Genomic DNA, 20,343 nt, shown 5'->3' with positions numbered 1-20,343 from the left:
CACATTGATGAAGTCGCTGCCAGCCGGCTTTATCCCGCTGGAGGACAACGGCACCTTGTTTGTCGATGTTCAGCTGCCGGATGCGGCGTCTCTGGAACGCACAGAGAATGTGGCCTCTCGCCTCAATGAAAAGCTCATGGCGATCCCCGGCGTTGTTGGTTCTGTTCAGGTGAACGGCTTTAGCCTGCTGACCGGTTCTGGCTCCAATGGGGCGATGATCATTCTGAACCTCGCGCCTTGGGATGAACGCCAGACCGACGAGCTGAGTGCCGATGGGATTTTGCAGAAGGTCTACGGCATCGCTAATCAGGAGATCGCTGCAAGCGTGATCGCCTTCAACCCACCGCCGATTTCCGGCCTCGGCCTGAGTGCAGGTGTTGAGATGAAGGTGCAGCAGACCGGTGGTGGCACCGCGCAGGATCTGGCCTCTGCGGTTGGCTCTCTGGTTTATGCTGCCAACCAACGCGATGAAATGGCGCAGAGCTATTCGACGTTCCGCGCAAATGTGCCCAAGGTCTATGTCGATCTGGATCGTGAAAAAGCCAAGTCGCTGAACGTGGCGATCTCGGATGTGTTTATGACATTGCAGGGCTACATGGGGTCGATTTATGTGAATGACTTCAACCTCTTTGGTCGTGTCTACCGCGTGATGATCCAGGCGGATGGCGACTATCGCACGCAGGTCGAAGACATCAATTCGCTCTATGTGCGCTCCCAAACCGGAGACATGGTGCCGATGGGTACGCTGGTCACGGTCAGAAACGAGCTCGGACCTGTGGCGCTGAACCGCTACAACATGTTCCGAGCGGCAACTGTTACGGGTGTGCCTAAAGAAGGCCTGTCGACCGGGGACGCGATCCGGGTGCTGGAAGAAGAGGCCAAGACGGCACTGCCACCGGGGTATTCTTATGAATGGACCGGCACGGCGCAGCAGCAGCAATCGTCTGGTGGTCTGGTGATCCTGATCCTCATTATGGCGGTGGTGTTTGGGTATCTCTTCCTTGTGGCCCAATACGAGAGCTGGACCATGCCGGTGGGCATTCTGCTCTCGGTCACGGTCGCCCTGTTTGGGGCCTTGGCTGCGGTGGCGGTCTCCGGTGGAGATGTGAACCTCTACACCCAGATCGGGATGATCATGCTGATCGGGATGGCCTCCAAAAACGCCATTCTGATTGTGGAGTTTGCCATGGAGCGGCGAGCCGCAGGGTTGACCATTCGGGAGGCGGCGATTGAAGCGGCGAGCCAGCGTTTCCGTGCGGTGATGATGACGGCGCTGTCGTTCCTGCTGGGCGTGGTGCCTCTGCTTGCTGCAAGCGGGGCCGGGGCAGCCAGCCAGAAAGCCATCGGTGTGGCGGTCTTTGGCGGGATGCTGGCGGCTACAGTGATTGGCGTGGTGATCGTACCGATCCTTTATGTGCTGCTGCAGGGCATGCGCGAATGGATCAAGGGGATTGGCAAGAAAAGTGAGCCAAGCGAAGCCGCGTAAAATCCTCACATGGAAAGACCAAAGGGCCGGAGTTTCTCCGGCCCTTTTTGTTTGGACACTACGGCTTCCGCGCGCTTCAGATGACGTGAAACCAGGTTTTCATGCCTGCAGCCTGATGTGAAAGCATGTGGCAGTGAAACAGCCATTTCCCCGGCGTTTCAGCCACAAAGGCGATTTCGCGGGTTTCTCGTGGCTGCACCAAAAGCGTGTCTTTGTGCGGGCCAAATCCGCTGTCTGGCAAGACCTCTTGGAAATGGGTGCCGTGAAGGTGCATCGCGTGGGCAAAGGCGGTTTCGTTCACGATGGGGATGCGTATGAGCTCCCCTTGCCGCAGCTCTGCGAGAGGGGCTGTGGGCATGCCCACAACGCCGTTGAACGCCCAGACCTTGCCTTGCTGCACCAAGTCGCGGGTGGACATCTCCTGCCGCTGCCAGATGGCGCTTTCCATGCGGCCCATTGCACCGCCGGACATGACCAGTGGGATCTCCCGCGCGCCTGAGAGATCTGTCAGATACCGCATTGGATTGGCTGGCAAAGGCTGGATGGGCGGCCTGAGATCTGATCTGCGGCCTGAGAGGGGAATGTCGTGCAGCAGGTATCCTGTGTCACGCTCGACAAAGATAATTTGAAGGGCCTGTGCCTCAGATGAGGTGATGTCCACAATCACGTCTGCGCGCTCTGCCGGGCCAAACACCAGCGTATCCAAATCCTCGGGCGTGCGCAGAGGCATGCCATCTCTTGCCACCACTTTTCCGACGGCACCCTTCAAGGCGACGGTCATGATCCGGTCGGTGGCAACATTGACAAATCTCAAGCGCACACGCGCGTTTTCCTCTACAGAGGCGGGCGACGGTGTGAGGTGGGCATGCACATAATTCCCCATCCGGCCAGCGTGGGTCCAATCATGCATGGCACCAAAATCTTCGGTGATCTGCGCGGTTTCATCCAGCCGCCAGTCGTCCAGAACCACCACGATGTCATGGTCCACGTCGGGCGGGGTTTGCTCCTCAACAACAATCACGCCGTAAAGGCCGCGCGCGACCTGCACGGTGGAGTGATTGTGGGAGTGATACCAATAGGTTCCGGCGTCTTTCAGCGGGAAGGCATAGTCAAAGGTTTCGCCGGTTTGCACCGCTTGTTGAGTGAAGCCCGGCACGCCGTCCATGGCGTTGGGCAGGCGTAGGCCATGCCAGTGAATGGAGGTTGGCTCGGGTAGGCTGTTGCGCAATGTTTGCTGCAGTGTGTCTCCCTGTCTGAAGCGCAGAAGCGGGCCAGGGACAGTGCCGTCAAACCCCCAAACCTGCGTTTCCGGATAATCACCAAATTCCGCGTCGATCAATTGCACCGCAGCGGCCTTGGCTTCGAGCAAGTTGCTTGAGGCCTGCGCAATGGTGGGAGCGAGATAGAGCGCCGCTGTGCCTTTCAGGAAGTGCCGTCTCGTGAGTTTCATCGTCCGCTCCGCTGTTTGGGTGGGGCCGGTTCAGGCGTGTTTCAATCAGACTACGTGAAAGCGGGCCGTTGGGGCCACAAAAAGGGCTGTGAGCTTGTGAGCGCTGCAGTTGGGGCGATGGCGGGCAAAGAGAAGGGCCGGGGATTTCTCCGGCCCTTAGTGTTGGTTTGGGTGCGTTTTCTTAGAGCTGGATGCGGAAGCGGGCGAAGCCGTCTGGGCCTTCTCCAGCGGCCTCAATAGAGACCCCTTCGACGCTGTCGCTGTACTCGGCAGCCTTGGGGCCGGTGTCGAACAACACCGAGGTGTCAGGCAGGGGCGCGAAGGTCCAGTTGGCGTCGGCGCGGGGGCTGATGGTGCCTTTTTCCACGATGTAACGCACGATCACGTCGCGGTTGGTGTCGGGGCCTTCAAAAACGATGGTGTCACCCATCGCACCGGGGAATTTGCCGCCACCGCCTGCGCGGTAATTGTTGGTGGCGATGATGAATTCTGCATTCATATCAAGCGGTTTGCCGTCAAACATCAGATTCACGATGCGGTTGGCATCGGCGTTGATCAGCGTGCCTTTGGGATCAAACTTTGAGGGTTGGGACAGGTCGATCTGATAGGTGACGCCGTCCATCACATCAAAGTTGTAGGAGGGGAAATCCGGGTTCAGAAGCACCTGATCGGCCTTTCCCGGTTCCACCTGATTGAAGATCCCGGCAGAGCGCTCGAGCCAGTCTTTGACCTCCTGACCGGTCACTTTCACCGCGCGGGCGGTGTTGGGATAGAGGTAGAGGTCGGAGACGTTTTTGATCGCCACGTCGCCCTTGGCCACGTCTGTGTAATACTCCGGGCCGCCACGGCCGCCAGCCTTGAAGGGCGCGGCGGCGGAGAGGATGGGAAGGCCCTCATATTCGGTGCCTTTCATCATTTGCTCGATGTACCAGAGCTGCGCGATGGAGACGATTTGCACAGAGGGATCATCGGCCACAAGCGCGAAGTAGCTGTGCAGCGGGGCGTCGGTTTTGCCAACGGCGCGGCGTACATAGGCGAGCGTTTCGTCATGCTCTTTTTGTACGGATTTCAATACGTTCTGCTGACTTTCCACCAGCGCGGTGATGGAGCGATCCTCATTGCGCTTGGAGATCGGGCGGGCCTCGGTGCTGTGGCCGACGATGCGCCAGGAGCTGCCGTCGCGTTCCAGCATGAGGTCGATCAAGCCAAGGTGGGAGCCCCAGAAACCACCCATGGCGGCGGGCTTGCCCATGAGGGTGCCAGCGTCGACGTCGACGCCTGCCATGCCCTCATAAGCCGAGGAGGGGAAGACGCGGTGGTGGTGGCCGGTGAGCACGGCGTCGATGCCCTCGACGGCGGCCAGAGGGACGGAGGCGTTTTCCATGCCGTCAGAGTGGTCGGCCGCGCCGATGCCGGAGTGGCTGAGGGCGATGATGATGTCCGCGCCTTCTTCTTTCATTTGCGGAACAAAGGCTTGCGCGGTTTCGACGATGTCACGTGCCTGCACATTGCCCTCGAGATGACGGCGATCCCAGTTCATGACCTGGGGTGGGGTGAAGCCGATGACGCCAACTTTGATCTGGTGTTTCTCCCCTGCGCCGTCAGTGATTTCGCGCTCCAGAATGGCGTAGGGTTTGAAGAGGGTTTTGTCCTCCCGAGCGGTGGCACCTTGCTCCAGAGAGATGTTGGACAGCACGGTTTCAAAGCCTGCGCCAGCCATGGATTTCATAAGGAAATCAATTCCATAGTTGAACTCATGGTTGCCGATGGTGGCGGCGTCAAAGCCCACGGCGTTCATGGCAGTGATTATGGGGTGGCTGTCGCCTTCTTTCATGCCACGTTCATAGGCGATGTAGTCGCCCATCGGGTTGCCCTGCAGGAAATCGCCGTTGTCGATCAGGAGCGAATTGGTGGCCTCGTCGCGGATCTCTTTGATCAGGGAGGCGGTGCGTGCAAGGCCGACTGTGTCGCGCGGTTTGTCGGCGTAGTAGTCATAGGGGAAGACATGCACATGCAGATCTGTGGTTTCCATGATCCGCAGATGTGCTTGATTTGTCGAGGCTTTTGCCGAGAACGGGTGCAGCGCGATGAAGCCTGCGGTGGCACCGAGGAAATGACGGCGGGACAGGGTGAATTGAGACATGGGACCCTCGCTGTTGGAAATGAATGAGGCCCGCCGGTTGGCAGTGAAGGCGGGTTTGGAAGGCAATCAATGGGATGACTGTAACAGCAATTTGACCGGGTGGATAAACTTCTGCGACGGCGGCGGATGTTTGCGCGTTAACACTTAAATTTGCGGCGGATTCCACGTCGGTATCGCGTCGGTAATGCGGCTGTATTGCGGAGGTGCGATTTTTGGGCGGCGCGGATTAACGCGGCGGGCGGCGCAACGGGGGCCGCACGCAACAAAACGCGGGGCGCTGAGCAGCGTTACAGGCTTACGATTTCGCCGGGCTGGCGAGCCACCAGATGTTGCCATAGGGATCGGTGATCCCGGCCATATGCTCGCCGTGCGGGCGCAGGTTCGGAGACATGAGAGAGGTCGCGCCCAGTTCCATAGCCTTGGCATGAGCCGCCGCCGCATCAGACACCTGAATGTGCATCTGGGAGATGTTTGCGGGGTAGTCCGCTGTGGCCTGATTGAGCATCAGAACCGAAGTGCCGATCCGCAGGCGGGCGTGCTGGACCGTGCCATCGCTATAGCGGGTTTCTTTGATCAGCTCTGCGCCAAAGAGGGCGTGCAGGAACGTGATAAACCCATCCGCGTCCGGCACCGTGAAATAAGGGGTCACGGTGCTGAGACCTTCAGATGGGGTTATCGGCTCGCTCACGTATTGCCGTTGCCAGTGAAGCGTGCGGCGTCTGCGGCGGCGCGGCGGATGGCGTTGGATTTGTGGACGGTCTCCATATATTCGGCCTCCGGGTCGCTGTCATAGACAACGCCGCCACCGGCCTGAATGTAGAGTTTTTCGTCTTTCACAATCGCGGTGCGCAGGGCGATACAGATGTCCATGTCGCCGCCGGAGCTGAAATAGCCCACGCCGCCGCCATAGATGCCGCGTTTTTCCGGCTCCAGTTCGTCGATGATTTCCATGGCGCGCACTTTGGGGGCGCCGGAGACGGTGCCTGCGGGCATGCCAGCAAAGAAGGCATCCAGCGCGTCTTTGTCGTCCGCCAGTTCACCGACGACGTTGGAGACGATGTGCATCACGTGGCTGTAACGCTCGATGATGAATTTCTCGGTTGGACGCACGGTGCCGACCTTGGCCACGCGGCCGGTGTCGTTGCGGCCCAGATCGAGCAGCATGAGGTGCTCGGCCAGCTCTTTCTTGTCGGCCAGCAGATCTTCCTCCAGCGCCTTGTCCTCTTCGGGTGTTGCACCACGGGGGCGGGTGCCTGCGATCGGGCGGATGGTGACTTCGTCGCCAAAGACCCGCACGAGGATTTCGGGGCTCGCGCCGACCACCTGAAAACCGCCGAAGTTGAAGTAGAACATAAACGGCGAGGGGTTGGTGCGGCGCAGCGAACGGTAGAGCGCAAAGGGCGGCTGCGGGAAATCCTGTGTCCAGCGCTGCGCCGGGACCACCTGGAAGATGTCGCCTGCGCGGATGTAGTCTTTGGCCTTCTCCACGGCGGCCATATAGCCTTCTTTGGTGAAGTTGGAGGTGGGTGGGGCCACCTCGCGGGCTTCGCCCAGATCGCGTGCGGCCTGAGGCATGGCGCGTTCCAGATCGCGCACCGCATCCATCACGCGCTCGGCGGCCTGTGCATAGGCGGCTTTGGCGGATTGGCCTTCGCTGGCCCATGCGGGGGAGACCACGGTGACCTCGCCTTTGACACCATCCAGCACGGCGACCACGGAGGGGCGCAGCATGCAGGCGTCGGGCAGGCCAAGCGGATCAGGGTTGATGTTGGGCAGGTGCTCGACCAGCCGGATCATATCATAGCCGAGATAGCCAAACAGACCGGCGGAGGCCTGTGGCAGGTCTTCGGGCAGGTCGATGCGGCTTTCCTCAATGAGGGCGCGCAGGTTGGTGAGCGGGTCACCTTCCTGTGGGGCGAAGCCATCGGGATCAAACCGCGCGGAGCGGTTGATGCGGCTTTCGGTGCCGTGGCACTGCCAGATCAGATCGGGTTTCATGCCGATGATGGAATAGCGCCCGCGCACTTCGCCTCCGGTGACCGACTCCAGCATAAAGGCGTCTTTATGCGCGCCGGTGAGTTTCAGCATCAGGGACACAGGGGTGTCCAGGTCGGCGGCAAGCCGGGTGTAGACAACTTGATTTTTGCCCGCCTCATAGGCGGCGGCAAACTCGTCAAAGCTCGGGGTCAGGTCCACCTTGGCGGCCTTTCTTATTGGAACTGCGCGTGCACTGCGTTCAGTGCCTGCTGATTGATTTCTGCCGGGTACATCGCCTGCAGCGCTTCGGCATAGGCCTGGAACATGTCCTGGGACACGCCGCTGGCCAGCTGCTCGGTGATGCGCGCCTTGAGGGTGGCGATTTCCGGATCAGAGGTGTCTGGCATGGTGACGGCGTTCAAGCGCACGAGGATGATGCCGTTGGCGCTTTCCAGCACGCGCAGCTCGCCGGGCTCCATCTCAAAGACATCATTGAGGAAGGTCGCCGGGGTGCCGGGAATGAAGCCGCCGCGATCCATGCCGGTTTCCTCCACAGCGGTGAAGCCGAAGGAGGCAAATTCGGTGCCTTCAGACAGGCGTGGCATCAGGCGCTCCACCAGCGCGTTCAGCGCCTCGGCAGTGCGTTCGGCGACAACCGCAGCCGCGGCTTCGTCTTTCACGTCTGCCAGAGGGGCCGGGTGGGCCTCGGTTTCACCCTCAAGACGCAGGGCATAGATGCCGCCGTCCTCAAGCACTTCGACCTGTGGGAAGTCGCTGTCGGTCACGGCCGCAGCGGTGGCACCGAAGCCTTCATAGGCTGCGAGCGGGTGGTCAACAGCAGCGTGCCAGTCAACAGAGCCAAGCTGCATGTCGGTTTCATCGGCGACCTCTTCGAGGGTGGCGCCACCGGCCAGCAGGTCGTCGATGTCGCTGATTTGGGCGTCGATCAGGCGGCGGGCGCGGTCGGCGGCCAGCTCATCACGCAGCACCGCGCTGGCCTCTTCAAAGCTGGTGCTTTGGGCGGGCAGGATGCCGTTGACGCGGAACAGGGCCGGGCCGAGGTCTGACTGCACCGGACCGGCGATGCCGCCAGCCGGGGTCAGGAACACGGCTTCGCCTGCGCCGCTGAGTTCGGCTTTGGTCACGTCGCCCAGATCCACATCGGCGAGCTGAAGGCCGCGGCCTTCGACCAGCGCCTCAAAGGTGGTGGTGCCTGCGGTGATCTCTGCCAGCGCGGCTTCGGCGGCGGCCTGATCGCCAAATGCCAGACGCTCCACCAGACGACGCTCCGGACGGTTGAACTCGGCGTCGCGCTCTTCATAGAGCGCCTGTAGCGCGGTTTCGTCGATTTCGACCTGATCGATGATCATGTCGGGGCTGAGCCAGGCATAGGTGATCTGACGGGTGGCCGGGACCATGAAGCTGTCCTGATTGGCGTCATAATAGGCGGCGATATCCGCCTCTGCGGGTGTTTCGACCGGGCGGGTCAGGTTGTCACCGGTGAGCTGCGCCCATGTGAAGTCGCGCTCTTCGGCGATGTAGGTGATGACCGCATCGGCGTAGGCGTCAGACATGTTGAGGCCGGAGACAATCGCGCCCTGCAGCAGGCTGCGGGCGGTGTCTTCGCGCACGCTGTCTTCAAATTCGGACTCGCTCATGCCGGCCTGATCGATGGCGAAGGTGTAGGCGTCGCGGTCAAAGGAGCCGTCAAGGCCCTGGAAGGCTGGGATGTTGAGCAGCTCGTCGCGCAGGTTTTCGTCGCCGATGGAGAGGCCGAGGCGGTCGTTTTCCGCATCCAGCGAGCGGGTGGTGGCGAGGCGGGAGAGCACGAGGCGGTCGATGCCAAAGGCCTGCGCCTGCACAAATGGCAGGGACTGGCCGGTCTGGGCCTCAAGCGCGCGCAGCTCTTCTTGCAGGGCGCGGGCGTAGTCATCGACAGAGATGTCTTTGTCGCCCACGGAGCCGACAGAATGCACGGTGCCCGTCAGGCTGGTTGCGCCAAAGCCACCCAAGCCCAGAATGAGCAGGCCCATGAGAATCCAGACCGCTGTTTTAGAGGTTTTGCTCTGCGCCATGTCGGTTGTCCGCCCTGTGATCGTTCAAGTTTCTGAGGGCAAGGTCTACGCGGTTGGGGCAGGGGGGGCAAGCCGCTTTGGCCTGCCCTTTGGCTCTGCCCCACAGCGCTGTGAGCGCGCTGTGCGGGCGGCTCAGTAGGACACGGCTGCGAGGCGGTCAAACAGCACGCCAATTTCGGCGCGGTTCACGTTGGCAAAGGCGATGCGCAGGGTGCGTGCACCGGCGGGATCACCTTCCGGCATGAACATGGTGCCGGGCAGGGTCAGGATGGCGTGATCGCGCACCAAATTTTGCGCCAGTTGATCGCTTGGCATGTCAAACGGATGGGCAAAATAGGCAAAATACGCGCCTGCGCCCTGCAAAACCCAGCCTTTTTCAGTGAGTTTGGGCAAGTTGTCTTCGATCGCCGCGCGGCGGTCGAGGATCTCAAGGCGCTCGCCTGCCAGCCAGTCGGTGAGGTTCTGCATGCCCCAGAGCGCGGCATGCTGGCCAAGCTGGTTGGGGCAGATGGTGACGGTGTCCAGAAACTTCTCCGCCTCTGCCAAAAGCGCAGCGCTGCTTATCATCGCACCGACGCGGTGGCCGGTGAGGCGGTAGGCCTTGGAGAAGGAATAGAGGTGGATCAGCGTGTCGGGCCACTCCGGATCGGAAAAGAGATCATGGGGCGCGCCGTCGCGGGAATCAAAATCGCGGTAGGTTTCATCCACGATCAGGCGCAGCCCGTGGGCTTTGGCGAGATCATACATCGCGCGCGCCAGCCCAGCGGAATATTCCACCCCGCCCGGATTGTTGGGAGTCACAAGCGCAATGGCGCGGGTGCGCGGGGTGATCAGGGCGGCGGCGGCCTCCGCTGTGGGCAAAAGATCCTCACCGGTATTGAGCGGCACTGCCGTCACGCCCTGCATGTCGAGCCACATTTTGTGGTTGAAATACCAAGGAGTTGGCAGGATCACCTCATCCCCTTCACCGGCAATGGCGGCAAGGGCTGCGCTGAAGGCCTGATTGCAGCCGGAGGTGATGGCGACCTGATCTGCCGCAATAGGTGCGCCATAGGCGGCGCTCCATTGGGAGGCCACTTCGCTGCGCAATTCAGGCAGGCCGAGCACCGGGCCGTAAAGATGCGCCTCAGGCACGTTGATCGCGGTGTCGGCAATGTGGCGGCGCAGCGCCTCAGGTGGCGGGGCCACAGGGGCGGCCTGACTGACATTGATGAGCGGCTTTTCCTCCGTGAAGGCCACACCTTCGAGCCAGCGCCGGGCCTCCATCACGGGAGGAGCAAAAGTGGCGGTGGTGCGGGAGATGGTCATGGCGGCATCCTGAGATCAGAGGTGAGGCCAACCAAGGGGCGCAGAGCGCGGAGGTCAGCGGCTTTCCCGCAGAAAAGCCGCCAATTCAAAGATGTGCAAGCAGATGTTTGTCCGAGTGTCGTATCGGGAAGGGGCCAGCCCCTTCTTGGCTGCGCCAATTCATCCCCGGAGTATTTTGGGCAGAATGAAAGGGGGTTCCTCTTGCCGAAAATATCTTGGGGGTGAGCCGCGTCTTGGAATGTGTCCAGTGGACACATTCAGCGGTGAACGGGCGGAGCCCCCCCTAAAACTCCCCAAGCGTGACAGGCGTGATCAGTCGGTTCCGCGATAAGGCTCGACGTATTGCAGCGCCATATCCCATGGGAAGAAGATCCATGTGTCCTGGCTCACGCCGGTGATGAAGGTGTCGACCTGCGGCTCGCCCTGCGGCTTGGCGTAAACAGTGGCAAAATGCGCCTTGGGGTAGGTCTCGCGCACCAACTCAAGGGTTTTGCCGGAATCCACCAGATCGTCGATGATCAGAACACCTTCGCCGTCGCCCATCAGCTCGGCATCCGGGGCTTTCAGGATCTGCGCTTCGCGGCGCTGATCGGCTTTGCCGCCGCCGGAGTGGTAGGATTTCACGGAAATTGTGTCGACCACGCGGATGTCGAGCTCGCGGGCCACGATCATGGCTGGCGCCATGCCGCCGCGGGTGATCGCGACAATCGCGCGCCATGCGCCGTCATCGGGGCCTTTGCCGTCCAGACGCCATGCCAAAGCCCGGCTGTCGCGGTGGATTTGATCCCAGCTGATGTGGAAGCCTTTTTCGTGTGGCAGACGCTCGCTCATGGTGGACTCACCCCTTTGTCGCAGATTTCGGGTCTTCTAGCAGAAGCGCTTTGTTGCGCAAACTGTTTGATGGTGCGGGCTATGGCGTGACGACATAGCCGCCATTTTGCACGGAGATGCGCGGCGGCTGCCCGGTTTGGGCAAAGGCGTGGTAGGCGGGGGCGAGGCTCTGCCAGTACTCATGCCAGCGGTGGTTTTCGGTTTTTTGCATGCGCGCCTCGGTGGGGCGGAAGGGAAAGGCATGCACCGGCACAAAGGATTGCCCGCTGTTCAAAGCCGCCTCCACGGTGACGTAGATTTCCTCGATCATCGGATCGGTCATGGCGTAGCAGCCGATGGAGACGCAATCGCCATGCACCATGAGATAGCTGCCGGTGCGCCCCTGCGCGCGGTCATAGGTGTTGGGAAAGCCGAGGTTGAAGGAGAGATGAAAGCGGCTGTTCGGGTTGAGCGCGGCTTTGCCCACGCGGTAGAAGCCTTCAGGCGATTGCCGGTCACCTTCCTTGAGCTTGGGGCCAAGCGCGCCTGAGTGATTGCAGATCGGGTAGGTCTTGAAGAGCTGATAGGGGCCGGCGTCTGATTGCAGCCAGAGTTCGAGCTCTTGTTCTTCTTTGAAGATGCGAATGTAGGTGGGTGCGCCCAGATGGCTTCCGGCCTCTGCCATGGCTGCAGCGAGGCGCGGTGTCTGGTAGTTGCGGATTTCGGAAATGCCGGAGCGGGGGGAGCGCAGATCCGGTTGACTGCCTGGCGGAGGTATCAGCGAGAGGATCTGGGATTTGAAATGCAGGGCAAGCAACGCAAGGGCGCTGCATGCCACAAAGATTGCCAGCAGGCGGCGCATCAGAGCGCTGCGATTTTCACGCCCAGGGCTGCGAGAAGCCCGCCAAAGATACGGTCGATCCAGTGTTTCAGGCCGACATAGACCTCGCGGGTTTTGCGCAGTGAAAACAGGCGCGCCACCACGGTGTTCCAGAGGAATTCACCAAGGAAGATGCAGAGCAGCAGAAGCACCAGAGCCGGGGTGGTGGTGCCCGCAGGCACGGTGCCCACAAAGACCGCGCCGAAGAAGACGGCGGGCTTTGGGTTGGCAAGCTGGGTCCAGATGCCAAGACGGAAGGCTGACCAGAGCGTGGGCAGGGCGGCTGCGTCTTCGGTGTCTTCCAAAGGCACATCTGCGGCACGCCACATCTTGATGGCGGTCCAGATCAGGAAGGCGGCGCCACCGATTTTCAGGGCGGTCAGCAGGAAGGGGGCGTATTCAAACAGAAGCGCCAGACCAAAGAGCGCGGCGCTGGCCCAGAAGACCGCGCCAAGGCCAATGCCTGCGGCCAGCGCGGCACCGGTCTTCAGACCGTCGCGCAGACCGACGCGGGCTGCCATGAGAACAGCGGGGCCGGGGCTGATGGCGGCCATGAGGCAGAGCGAGATGGTCGCGATAAAGGCAGTCAGGCTCATTTGCGGCCCACCACTGCGTCGATGTCAGGGGCGTCGACGGCCTTCATGCCAACCACATGATAGCCCGCATCCACGTGCAGGTTTTCACCGGTCACGCCGCTGCCGAGTTCAGACAACAGGTAGAGCGCGGAGTTGCCCACATCCTCAATGGAGACATTGCGGCGCAGGGGCGAGTTGAGTTCGTTCCATTTCAGGATGTAGCGGAAGTCGCCAATGCCGGAGGCCGCGAGGGTTTTGATCGGGCCGGCAGAGATCGCGTTGACGCGGATGCCGTCTTTGCCGAGGTCTTCGGCAAGGTACTTCACGGAGGCTTCCAGTGCGGCTTTGGCCACGCCCATGACGTTGTAGTGCGGCATGACCTGCTCGGCGCCATAATAGGTCAGCGTCAGGGCAGAGCCGCCCTCCTTCATGAGTTTCTCGGCGCGCTGCATCACCGAGGTGAAGGAGTAGACCGAGATGTCCATGGTCATCAGGAAGTTGTCTTTGGAGGTGTCGACATAGCGGCCGCGCAGCTCGTTTTTGTCCGAAAAGCCGATGGCATGCACGATGAAGTCGAGCTTGCCCCATTTGGCCTCGATTTCGGCAAAGGCGGCATCAATGGAGTCCGCATCAGAGACGTCACAATCAATCAGCGTGTCCACGCCCAGCTGTTCCGCCAGAGGGGCCACGCGTTTTTTGAACGCGTCTCCCATGTAGGAAAAGGCCAGTTCCGCGCCTGCGTCGGCGCAGGCTTTGGCGATGCCCCAAGCGATGGATTTGTCGTTGGCCAGGCCCATTATCAGGCCACGTTTGCCCGCCATGAGGTGATTTGACATACCGCACTCCCAGTCCCAATTCGTTATTGCTGACCTTTAGGCGATTGCCCATGGTGCATCAAGAGCTTCACAAAGCATCTAATCGGCACCATATGCGGTGTGGCCCAAGGCGAGCGGAGAGGGAATATGACTGATCGTACCGGGATATTTGCGGGGGAGGACCCGTTTGAGATTGCGCGGTCCTGGCTGAAAGAGGCCGAGAAGAGCGAGCCCAATGATCCGAATGCGATTGCGCTCTCGACGGTGGACGCCAGCGGGATGCCCAATGCGCGTATGGTGCTGCTCAAAGACATCGAGGATGCGGCTTTTGTGTTTTACACAAACTACGGCAGCGCCAAGGCGCAGGAAATCGACAGCGCCGGGGCGGCGGCCTTTGTGATGCACTGGAAATCCCTGCGCCGTCAGATTCGGGTCCGAGGACACGTATCGCGCGAAGAGGGACCTCAGGCGGATGCCTACTTTGAGTCGCGCAGTTTGAAGAGCCGACTGGGGGCCTGGGCCTCAAATCAATCCCAACCGCTCAATTCTCGCGCAGAATTGATGGCAAAAGTGGCAAAAGTGACCGCAGCCCATGGCCCAAGCCCCAAACGCCCTGATTTTTGGGGTGGTTACCGCATCATACCGACCGAAATCGAGTTTTGGGCGGATGGGGCGTTTCGTCTGCATGATCGCTTCCGCTGGACCCGTGAAGCTCCTGAAAAACAGTGGGAAATTGCCCGTCTCAACCCGTGATGAATTTTTGCCGCATCTGGCAAGCGCATGAAATGCAAGATATTTTTGAGCTTGCCGATTTGGTCCTGATGCAGCAATGATGAACCTCATCATGGGGATGATACAAACTAAGGTTGAGGCATTGAGTACTCTAGAGAAAGACACCACACGTATCTTTGGCGTGGTGAAATGGTTCGATCCGGTAAAAGGATTCGGCTTTATCGTATCTGACGATGGTGGTCCGGATATTTTGCTTCATGCGAACGTTCTGCGCAATTTTGGTCAAAGCTCTGTCGCCGACAATTCGGTGATCGAAGTTTCGATCCAGGTCACCAACCGCGGCGCACAGGCCGTTGAGGTGCATAAGATCGAAGCCCCCGAAACCGAAACCCCCGTTGCCCTGGCAGATTTCGAAGGTATGGACCTGAGCGAGATTCGCTCCACGCCTCTGGAGCCGGCACGTGTGAAATGGTTCGACAAGGGCAAGGGCTTTGGGTTCGCCAATGTTTTTGGCAATTCTGAAGACATCTTTCTTCATATCGAGGTGCTGCGCCGCTCCGGCCTGGCAGACCTCCAGCCAGGTGAAGCCTTGGCGTTGCGGGTGATCGACGGTAAACGTGGTCGCATGGCAACCGAGGTATTGGCGTGGGAAAACGCAGCGTTAGAGCTCTCCTAAGACCAACTGGCGCCGGACGTAGGGTCGGCGCCGTTTTGATTGCATTGGCAGTGGCTGGCATGATGCCAGCGCGGGCCGATGCACAAAGTGCCTGTCGAGAAGACACCCTTTGGCTGAAAGGGGACTGGGGACAGGCGCGATTCTCCGTAGAAGTGGCAGATACGTTTGATGAACGTGCGGTGGGGCTGATGAATCGCCGCGCCATGCCTGCGAGTGCGGGCATGATTTTCATTTATGAGCAGACCGGCCCGGTGGCGTTCTGGATGAAGAACACGCTGATTCCTCTCGATATGCTGTTTGCGGATGAGACAGGTGTCATTCAACACATCCATCACGAGGCGATTCCTCTGGATGAGACCCCGATTCCGGGTGGAGAGGCCATTCGTTACGTCTTGGAAATCAATGGCGGGATGGCAAAATCTCTAGGTATTACAAAGGGAAGCGTGATGCGGCACCCAAATTTTTTACAAGAAATCGCAAAGTGGCGTTGTTAGGGGTTTTCATTCCCGAACAGTGGGGGTAAACGGTGCTCCACGGTCCGGGGCGTAGCGCAGTCTGGTAGCGCACCTGTTTTGGGTACAGGGGGTCGCAAGTTCGAATCTTGCCGTCCCGACCATGTTTCCTCTGAGAGGAAAAGAAAAAAGGCGTCACCTTCGGGTGGCGCCTTTTTCTGTTTGAGGCCTGCGGGGATCGTGCTGCCTGTGGCCTGCAATCCCGGGCGCGAAGCCTGCTGTTGCCGCCCCTTGAACGGCAGGGCGCTTTGCCTAAGCTCCGACACATGTCTGTTTCAGAGATTTTACCCGCGCTTTATTTTACCGCCTGTCTGGCGGTGATCGGATTTCAATTTGCGCTGCTCTTTGGAGCGCCCTGGGGGCGGATCACGCAGGGTGGTCAGCATGAGGGCGCTTTGCCTTTGTTCGGGCGGATTGCGGCGGCGGTCTCTGTGGTGATTCTGCTGGGGATGGCGGTGGCCATCACCTCCGCTGCGGGCTGGCACCCCCAATGGCCGATCTGGACAAGCTGGATCGCGCTGGGCGTGCAGGGGCTTTCCTGTCTGGCCAATTGGATCACACCGTCCGCGCCGGAGCGGCGGTTGTGGGGGCCGATCACCTCGGCGATGCTGGGGATGGCCGCAGCGATTGTCTGGGTGCAGTAAAGCCCGCCAGATTTCATCTGTTGAGCATCAAAGCCGCTCCCAATGCGCCGAGGGCAACCGCGCTGAGACGATCCAGAGGCCGCTTTATGGCGCGGTAGCCGTCGCGGACCTTTTGGCGGCTGAGGGCAAAGGCCATGGCGGCATAGAAACTCAGCTCAAAGAGAAAGTGGTTTGCAATGATGAGGGCGGTCTCTGATGTGCTCAGCGCAGGTGGGAAGATCGTGGCCAGTATGGCGGCGGCGAAGACCACGGTTTTGGGATTGAGCGCGTTGATCATCACACCCTGACCAAAGGCATGGGATGCGGGTTTGGCGATGGGGCTCAGCGGCGCGCCCGCGCCGCGCCACATGTGGTAGGCAACATAGAGGATATAGAGGCCGCCGCAGGCGCGCACGGCGGTATAGGCCCACGGCATCCAGTTGAAGACAAGATCCAGCCCCAGCAGGGCGGCCGCGGTCCAAAGCGCGCCAACCAGCCCCAGCCCAAGGCCGGTGGCGACGCCCGCCCGGATGCCGGAGGACAGGGCGTTTTGCATGGCGACAAAGAAGGCCGGGCCGGGGCTGAGGATTGCGGCCAGCAGGGCGGCGTTGAACAGAAGCAGATGTGAGAGGTCCATGGGCTTTGCTTTTGGTCTGAGTGCGCTGGGGGGCTTACCGGAGAAGCTTCAGCGCGCCGGTGAGGGACTTCACAAGTTTTGTGGGGCCGCAGAGGCCGACGCCGCTGAGCGGTTCGGTGGCAAGGGCGCGCTGGGGAAATGCCGCCTCATAATCGGCAAAGGAATGCAGCTTGCGGGCAAATTCGGGAAAGGTCACCAGCGTGAGATCGGGGCGGTGGGCTTGCGCCTTCTGGATGATCTCAAGCATTTGGGCCGCACCGGCTTGAAGGATCGGAATCGGACGGTCGGCGGAGTTCAGGATGGTCACGCCATTGGCATCTGACAGCGGGACGTTGCCGATGCCCGGGTGTGCCGCGCCGAGGCCTGCGGCAATGGTGGCAACCGTGTTGGCGAGGTGCCCGGTTGGCAGCTCGGGTGAGGCGATGATGGCAAGGCGCAGATCGCCGGTGCCATGCAGAGGGAGGGCTTTGGCTGGGAGCGGCGTGGTGTCGTTTGGCATGATGTCTTCCTGTTATTTTCCGGAAGAACAGCATCATTGAGAAGGGTGATCTGCATCTGTTTGTATTTAGGTTTGTGGGTTTTTGGGTAAGATCTACCTTCTGTAGGCAGTACCGGGTAGGAATTGCCAAAAGGAGTGACGGCATGGGACAGGGGCAGGATCCGCTTGATGCGGCGGACAAACGGATATTGGCAGCGCTGCAGGCCGAGGGGCGGTTGAGCAATGCGGATCTAGCGGAGGCGACGGGCATGTCCACATCGCCGTGCTGGCGGCGGACGCGGCGGCTTGAGGAACAGGGCTACATCAAGGGGTACCGGGCCGATATTGACCGCAAGCAGATCGGGCTGGGCGTGCTGGTGTTTGTGACCATTCAGATCGACACCCATTCAGCGGAAGAGGCCAGTGCCTTTGAGAAGGCGGTGGCGGATTATCCGCAAATCGTGTCGTGCCATTCCATCGGCGGGAATGCGGATTTTCTGTTGCAGGTGGTCTGTCAGGACCTTGATGCCTATGCGGAATTTTCGATGACGCATCTGCGCCGGATGCCGGGGATCAAGGCGATGGAGAGCAGCTTTGCGCTCAAGGAGATCAAGCCGTACAGCGGTTGGCCGATGTTGTGATCCGCGCGCGTGGAGTCTCAGCTGCCCTCAGGTGGCACGGCGCGTTGATAAAGGTGCCATGTGGTGTGACCCAGGATCGGCAGGGTGACAATCAGGCCGAGAAAGGCTGGAAGCAGCGAGAGCAGCATGGTGGCAGAGATGATGGCCGCCCATGTGAGCATCACAAGCGGATTTTCCGTGACTGTGCGCACCGAGGTCAGCATGGCGGTGACAAAATTGGTCTCACGGTCCAGCAGCATGGGCATGGCCACCACGGTGACCGCAAAGAGCGCGGCAGAGAGACCTGCGCCGACACAGGTGCCCACGGCCAGAAAGGTCCAACCCTCCGGCGTGAAGAAGACCGTTGTCAGAAAGCCGTTGAGGTCTGAAAACGAAGCGTTTTTGAGGATGATCGCCAGCCACAGCCGCACCTGATAGACCCAGACCCAGAAGATGAAGAGGGTGACAAAGGCCATCCATCCCATCTCGCGTTTGCGCTGATGGGCCATGACGGTGAGGATGTCTGACCAGCCAAAGGGCTCGCCCTTCTGTCGGCGGCGGGAGATCTCATAGAGGCCCGCGGCTGCGAAAGGCGCGACCAGCGGGAAGCCGACAATGGCGGGGATGATCAGCCAGATCTGATTGAGCCAGAGCAGGCACCAGACCATCAGCAGGCCAAAGACCACATAGAACAGCCCGAAGAAGCCGCTGAGCGCCGGGTGGGCGCAAAAATCGGCGTAGCCTGCTTTGAGCGCGGCGGTGATGTCGGCTGCGGTCACCTTGTTGACCTTGAGCACGCTCTGCGGGCGCGGTGTCAAATTGCCCGGCGGGGTGGGGCCTGCGGTTTTGGACGTCATGACACACTCCTCCCAAAGCTTGCCTCTGTGCCGGGATTAAGGGCGGCTCCGGCAGTGGCGCGCTGATCCTCCCAGTCGCGCGCCTATAGGAAGAGTGTGCATGAGGGGGACGTTTGGGGCAAGGGTTGGGGAGGAGGTGCTTTGGTCAGATAACTTTACAGCGGCGGAAGCACATCCCTTTGACGTTTAGATTTGCGCTTGTGATCGCCTTGTGCAGTCTTTCCGAGAAAAACATCATTTTTACCGCCGAACGGTCTCCCCATATATCGACCCCTTCGGCCGCCGACGGATCTACTGCAAGATGAAAATTGGAATCGTCGTCAACTGTCCATGAGTCGGGGCCACGTTGGGATACCAATCCTGTAGATTGAGAAGGTACAAAGCAGTTTCTTTCTTCTCTAAAGTGCACGAAGTACCAACTGTCAGAAATCAACGTTTTTCTGTCGTAGGCGAGCAAGGGAATGCGTTTGAATCGCGTTTTGCCCAGTTCGAATGACTGAAGCACATTGAACAAGTCACCAGATACAACAACAAAACCGTTGTAGCCGGTTACAATATCTCGAAGCGCGTTCTGCTTCTTTTCGGTGCCTTTTATTCTAAAGTAAGCGTAGTCAGGGTATTCATCAGTTTCGATGTCTTCTTCTGACCCTATGTGGTACCGTCTTAGGAAATCTAAAGCGACTGCGTCTGGGGAAGGGTGACCCGCCTGACCAGGGAAGTGAAAGTCTATCGGTTTAGACATTCTGCTATTCCATAGAAAACCTGAATCCCAAATTTTTGTGTGTGACATTTATGGTCTGCTCCAACTGGATTTGCGGAGAAAATAGATGTGTTCGGCAGGGCTTTCTGGGCTGCGAACTTGAAAAATCGAGAGGTCAGAATGCTAATTCAGTCGCAAAAAAACACAGATTTGAAATCGGAGAGTCGATGTAGGATGCTGGGGGCTCTTGTGACAGTTCCTGACTCTTGGGTGGTTTCCTTTTTTTGGTCAAGCGCTCGCTTGGTTGCGCCAGATAGAGGCGTTTGAACAGGACGCAAGCAAGACTTGCAGAATAGGTTTAACTTGCAAAGCACTCTTGCCCGTTTCTGTTGGAAAGATGAAAAATTTTGTGAGCACAGCCGCATCCGGGTATTTTGCGGGTCGCGCAAGGCAGAGTCGTAGACTGTGAACCGCGCAAAATCTCGCATCCCCAATCCCCCAAAACAAAAAAGGCGCTGCGGATGCAGCGCCTTTCTCACCATAAGGTGGCAGCCTTAGAGCAGTGCCAGATCTACGGCGCTTTCGCGGCCGTCGCGGCCTGCGCGCAGCTCGTAGCTGACTTTCTGATTGTCAGCCAAACCGGTCAGCCCGGAACGCTCTACTGCAGAAATGTGCACGAACACATCTTTGCCGCCTTCGTCCGGTGCAATGAAGCCGAAGCCTTTGGTGGTGTTGAACCATTTGACGGTGCCTGTGGCCATCGTCGTCTCTCCTGATCTTATGCTGTCCACGGAATGCAACAGCGCGGCTTGGTCACATGATCGAATGACTGAGCCAGATAGCGGAGCAGAAGGTCGAAGATGAAAACTTAGCACGTCCATCTGAAGGGGGTATCGGCGTATTGCAAGGATTTTCGTGTAACAAGCCAATGAAAACAGGGTCTTTTTAGTGATATTTTGCCTGCTCTCGGCATCTTTGCGCTCAAAAGT

21 protein-coding genes and 1 tRNA gene are annotated in these 20,343 nt (G+C 59.7%); 7 read left to right on the top strand and 15 right to left on the bottom strand.

Translation table 11 applies throughout. From position 1 onward, the window contains the following. Positions 1-1,486: efflux RND transporter permease subunit (locus ACO07T_RS05695; protein WP_422048628.1), on the top strand; the 1,486-nt coding region annotated here is incomplete at its 5' end. Positions 1,487-1,562: 76 nt separating this feature from the next. Here ACO07T_RS05695 and ACO07T_RS05690 read toward each other — a convergent pair. The 10 genes from ACO07T_RS05690 to fabI all read right to left on the bottom strand — a co-directional run bounded on the left by ACO07T_RS05690 (position 1,563) and on the right by fabI (position 13,540). After that, positions 1,563-2,936 (bottom strand): multicopper oxidase family protein, encoded by a 1,374-nt coding sequence (locus tag ACO07T_RS05690; protein WP_422048627.1) that lies wholly within the window; start codon positions 2,934-2,936, stop codon positions 1,563-1,565. 181 nt (positions 2,937-3,117) lie between these two features. Continuing rightward, entirely contained in the window at positions 3,118-5,079 is a 1,962-nt protein-coding gene (locus ACO07T_RS05685; protein ID WP_422048626.1) for a bifunctional 2',3'-cyclic-nucleotide 2'-phosphodiesterase/3'-nucleotidase, read from the bottom strand. A gap of 295 nt (positions 5,080-5,374) precedes the next feature. Continuing rightward, entirely contained in the window at positions 5,375-5,767 is a 393-nt protein-coding gene (locus ACO07T_RS05680; protein ID WP_422048625.1) for a VOC family protein, read from the bottom strand. Continuing rightward, positions 5,764-7,275 (bottom strand): anthranilate synthase component I, encoded by a 1,512-nt coding sequence (gene trpE, locus ACO07T_RS05675; protein WP_209083932.1) that lies wholly within the window; start codon positions 7,273-7,275, stop codon positions 5,764-5,766. Before trpE ends, ACO07T_RS05680 begins: the two co-directional genes overlap by 4 nt. 14 nt (positions 7,276-7,289) lie before the next feature. Next, entirely contained in the window at positions 7,290-9,131 is a 1,842-nt protein-coding gene (locus ACO07T_RS05670; RefSeq protein WP_422048624.1) for a peptidyl-prolyl cis-trans isomerase, read from the bottom strand. Positions 9,132-9,263: 132 nt separating this feature from the next. After that, the gene (locus ACO07T_RS05665; protein WP_422048623.1) at positions 9,264-10,439 is read right to left on the bottom strand and encodes an aminotransferase; all 1,176 of its coding nucleotides are present in this window, start codon (positions 10,437-10,439) and stop codon (positions 9,264-9,266) included. Positions 10,440-10,751: 312 nt separating this feature from the next. After that, positions 10,752-11,270 carry a xanthine phosphoribosyltransferase gene (gene gpt / locus ACO07T_RS05660; protein ID WP_209077897.1) on the bottom strand — a complete coding sequence of 173 codons (519 nt, stop codon included), beginning with the start codon at positions 11,268-11,270 and terminating at the stop codon, positions 10,752-10,754. Positions 11,271-11,349: 79 nt separating this feature from the next. Further along, positions 11,350-12,111: a L,D-transpeptidase family protein gene (locus ACO07T_RS05655; protein WP_422048622.1), complete on the bottom strand. Its 762-nt coding sequence runs from the start codon at positions 12,109-12,111 to the stop codon at positions 11,350-11,352. Beyond that, entirely contained in the window at positions 12,111-12,725 is a 615-nt protein-coding gene (locus tag ACO07T_RS05650; protein WP_422048621.1) for a LysE family translocator, read from the bottom strand. Before ACO07T_RS05650 ends, ACO07T_RS05655 begins: the two co-directional genes overlap by 1 nt. Continuing rightward, the gene (gene fabI / locus ACO07T_RS05645) at positions 12,722-13,540 is read right to left on the bottom strand and encodes an enoyl-ACP reductase FabI (RefSeq protein ID WP_422048620.1); all 819 of its coding nucleotides are present in this window, start codon (positions 13,538-13,540) and stop codon (positions 12,722-12,724) included. The genes ACO07T_RS05650 and fabI overlap by 4 nt, the downstream gene beginning before the upstream one ends. 126 nt (positions 13,541-13,666) lie before the next feature. On the opposite strand from fabI, the gene pdxH reads away from it, so the two are divergent. The 5 genes from pdxH (at position 13,667) to ACO07T_RS05620 (ending at position 16,083) form a co-directional block, all read left to right on the top strand. Then, positions 13,667-14,272 (top strand): pyridoxamine 5'-phosphate oxidase, encoded by a 606-nt coding sequence (pdxH, locus tag ACO07T_RS05640; RefSeq protein WP_422048619.1) that lies wholly within the window; start codon positions 13,667-13,669, stop codon positions 14,270-14,272. Positions 14,273-14,369: 97 nt separating this feature from the next. Beyond that, positions 14,370-14,927: a cold-shock protein gene (locus ACO07T_RS05635; protein WP_209062042.1), complete on the top strand. Its 558-nt coding sequence runs from the start codon at positions 14,370-14,372 to the stop codon at positions 14,925-14,927. Between the two features lie 59 nt (positions 14,928-14,986). After that, a complete protein-coding gene (locus tag ACO07T_RS05630; RefSeq protein ID WP_422048618.1) occupies positions 14,987-15,421 on the top strand; it encodes a DUF192 domain-containing protein in 435 nt (144 codons plus the stop codon). A gap of 45 nt (positions 15,422-15,466) precedes the next feature. Further along, positions 15,467-15,543, top strand: a tRNA-Pro gene (locus ACO07T_RS05625). 162 nt (positions 15,544-15,705) lie between these two features. Beyond that, positions 15,706-16,083 (top strand): hypothetical protein, encoded by a 378-nt coding sequence (locus tag ACO07T_RS05620; protein WP_422048617.1) that lies wholly within the window; start codon positions 15,706-15,708, stop codon positions 16,081-16,083. A gap of 13 nt (positions 16,084-16,096) precedes the next feature. Here ACO07T_RS05620 and ACO07T_RS05615 read toward each other — a convergent pair whose 3' ends face one another. Both ACO07T_RS05615 and ACO07T_RS05610 read right to left on the bottom strand, forming a co-directional pair. Next, a complete protein-coding gene (locus ACO07T_RS05615) occupies positions 16,097-16,699 on the bottom strand; it encodes a LysE family translocator (protein ID WP_422048616.1) in 603 nt (200 codons plus the stop codon). A 34-nt stretch (positions 16,700-16,733) separates the two neighbouring features. Then, entirely contained in the window at positions 16,734-17,198 is a 465-nt protein-coding gene (locus ACO07T_RS05610; protein ID WP_422048615.1) for a DUF2000 domain-containing protein, read from the bottom strand. Positions 17,199-17,341: 143 nt separating this feature from the next. Between ACO07T_RS05610 and ACO07T_RS05605 the strand changes: the two genes are divergently transcribed. Next, positions 17,342-17,818, top strand: coding sequence for an Lrp/AsnC family transcriptional regulator (locus ACO07T_RS05605; protein ID WP_422048614.1), 477 nt, complete (start codon positions 17,342-17,344; stop codon positions 17,816-17,818). A gap of 17 nt (positions 17,819-17,835) precedes the next feature. Here the strand turns inward: ACO07T_RS05605 and ACO07T_RS05600 are convergent, their stop codons facing one another. The 3 genes from ACO07T_RS05600 to ACO07T_RS05590 all read right to left on the bottom strand — a co-directional run bounded on the left by ACO07T_RS05600 (position 17,836) and on the right by ACO07T_RS05590 (position 20,115). Continuing rightward, positions 17,836-18,654: a DUF2189 domain-containing protein gene (locus tag ACO07T_RS05600; protein WP_422048613.1), complete on the bottom strand. Its 819-nt coding sequence runs from the start codon at positions 18,652-18,654 to the stop codon at positions 17,836-17,838. A gap of 145 nt (positions 18,655-18,799) precedes the next feature. Next, positions 18,800-19,396: an imm11 family protein gene (locus tag ACO07T_RS05595; protein WP_422048612.1), complete on the bottom strand. Its 597-nt coding sequence runs from the start codon at positions 19,394-19,396 to the stop codon at positions 18,800-18,802. 512 nt (positions 19,397-19,908) lie between these two features. Then, positions 19,909-20,115 carry a cold-shock protein gene (locus ACO07T_RS05590; RefSeq protein ID WP_209061130.1) on the bottom strand — a complete coding sequence of 69 codons (207 nt, stop codon included), beginning with the start codon at positions 20,113-20,115 and terminating at the stop codon, positions 19,909-19,911. Between the last annotated feature and the right edge of the window lie 228 nt (positions 20,116-20,343).

Origin of the sequence: Shimia sp. (assembly GCF_965227725.1) — a bacterium.
In the GTDB taxonomy this organism is placed as follows: Bacteria; Pseudomonadota; Alphaproteobacteria; order Rhodobacterales; family Rhodobacteraceae; genus Shimia.
This window is presented reverse-complemented; position numbering and strand designations above follow the sequence as displayed.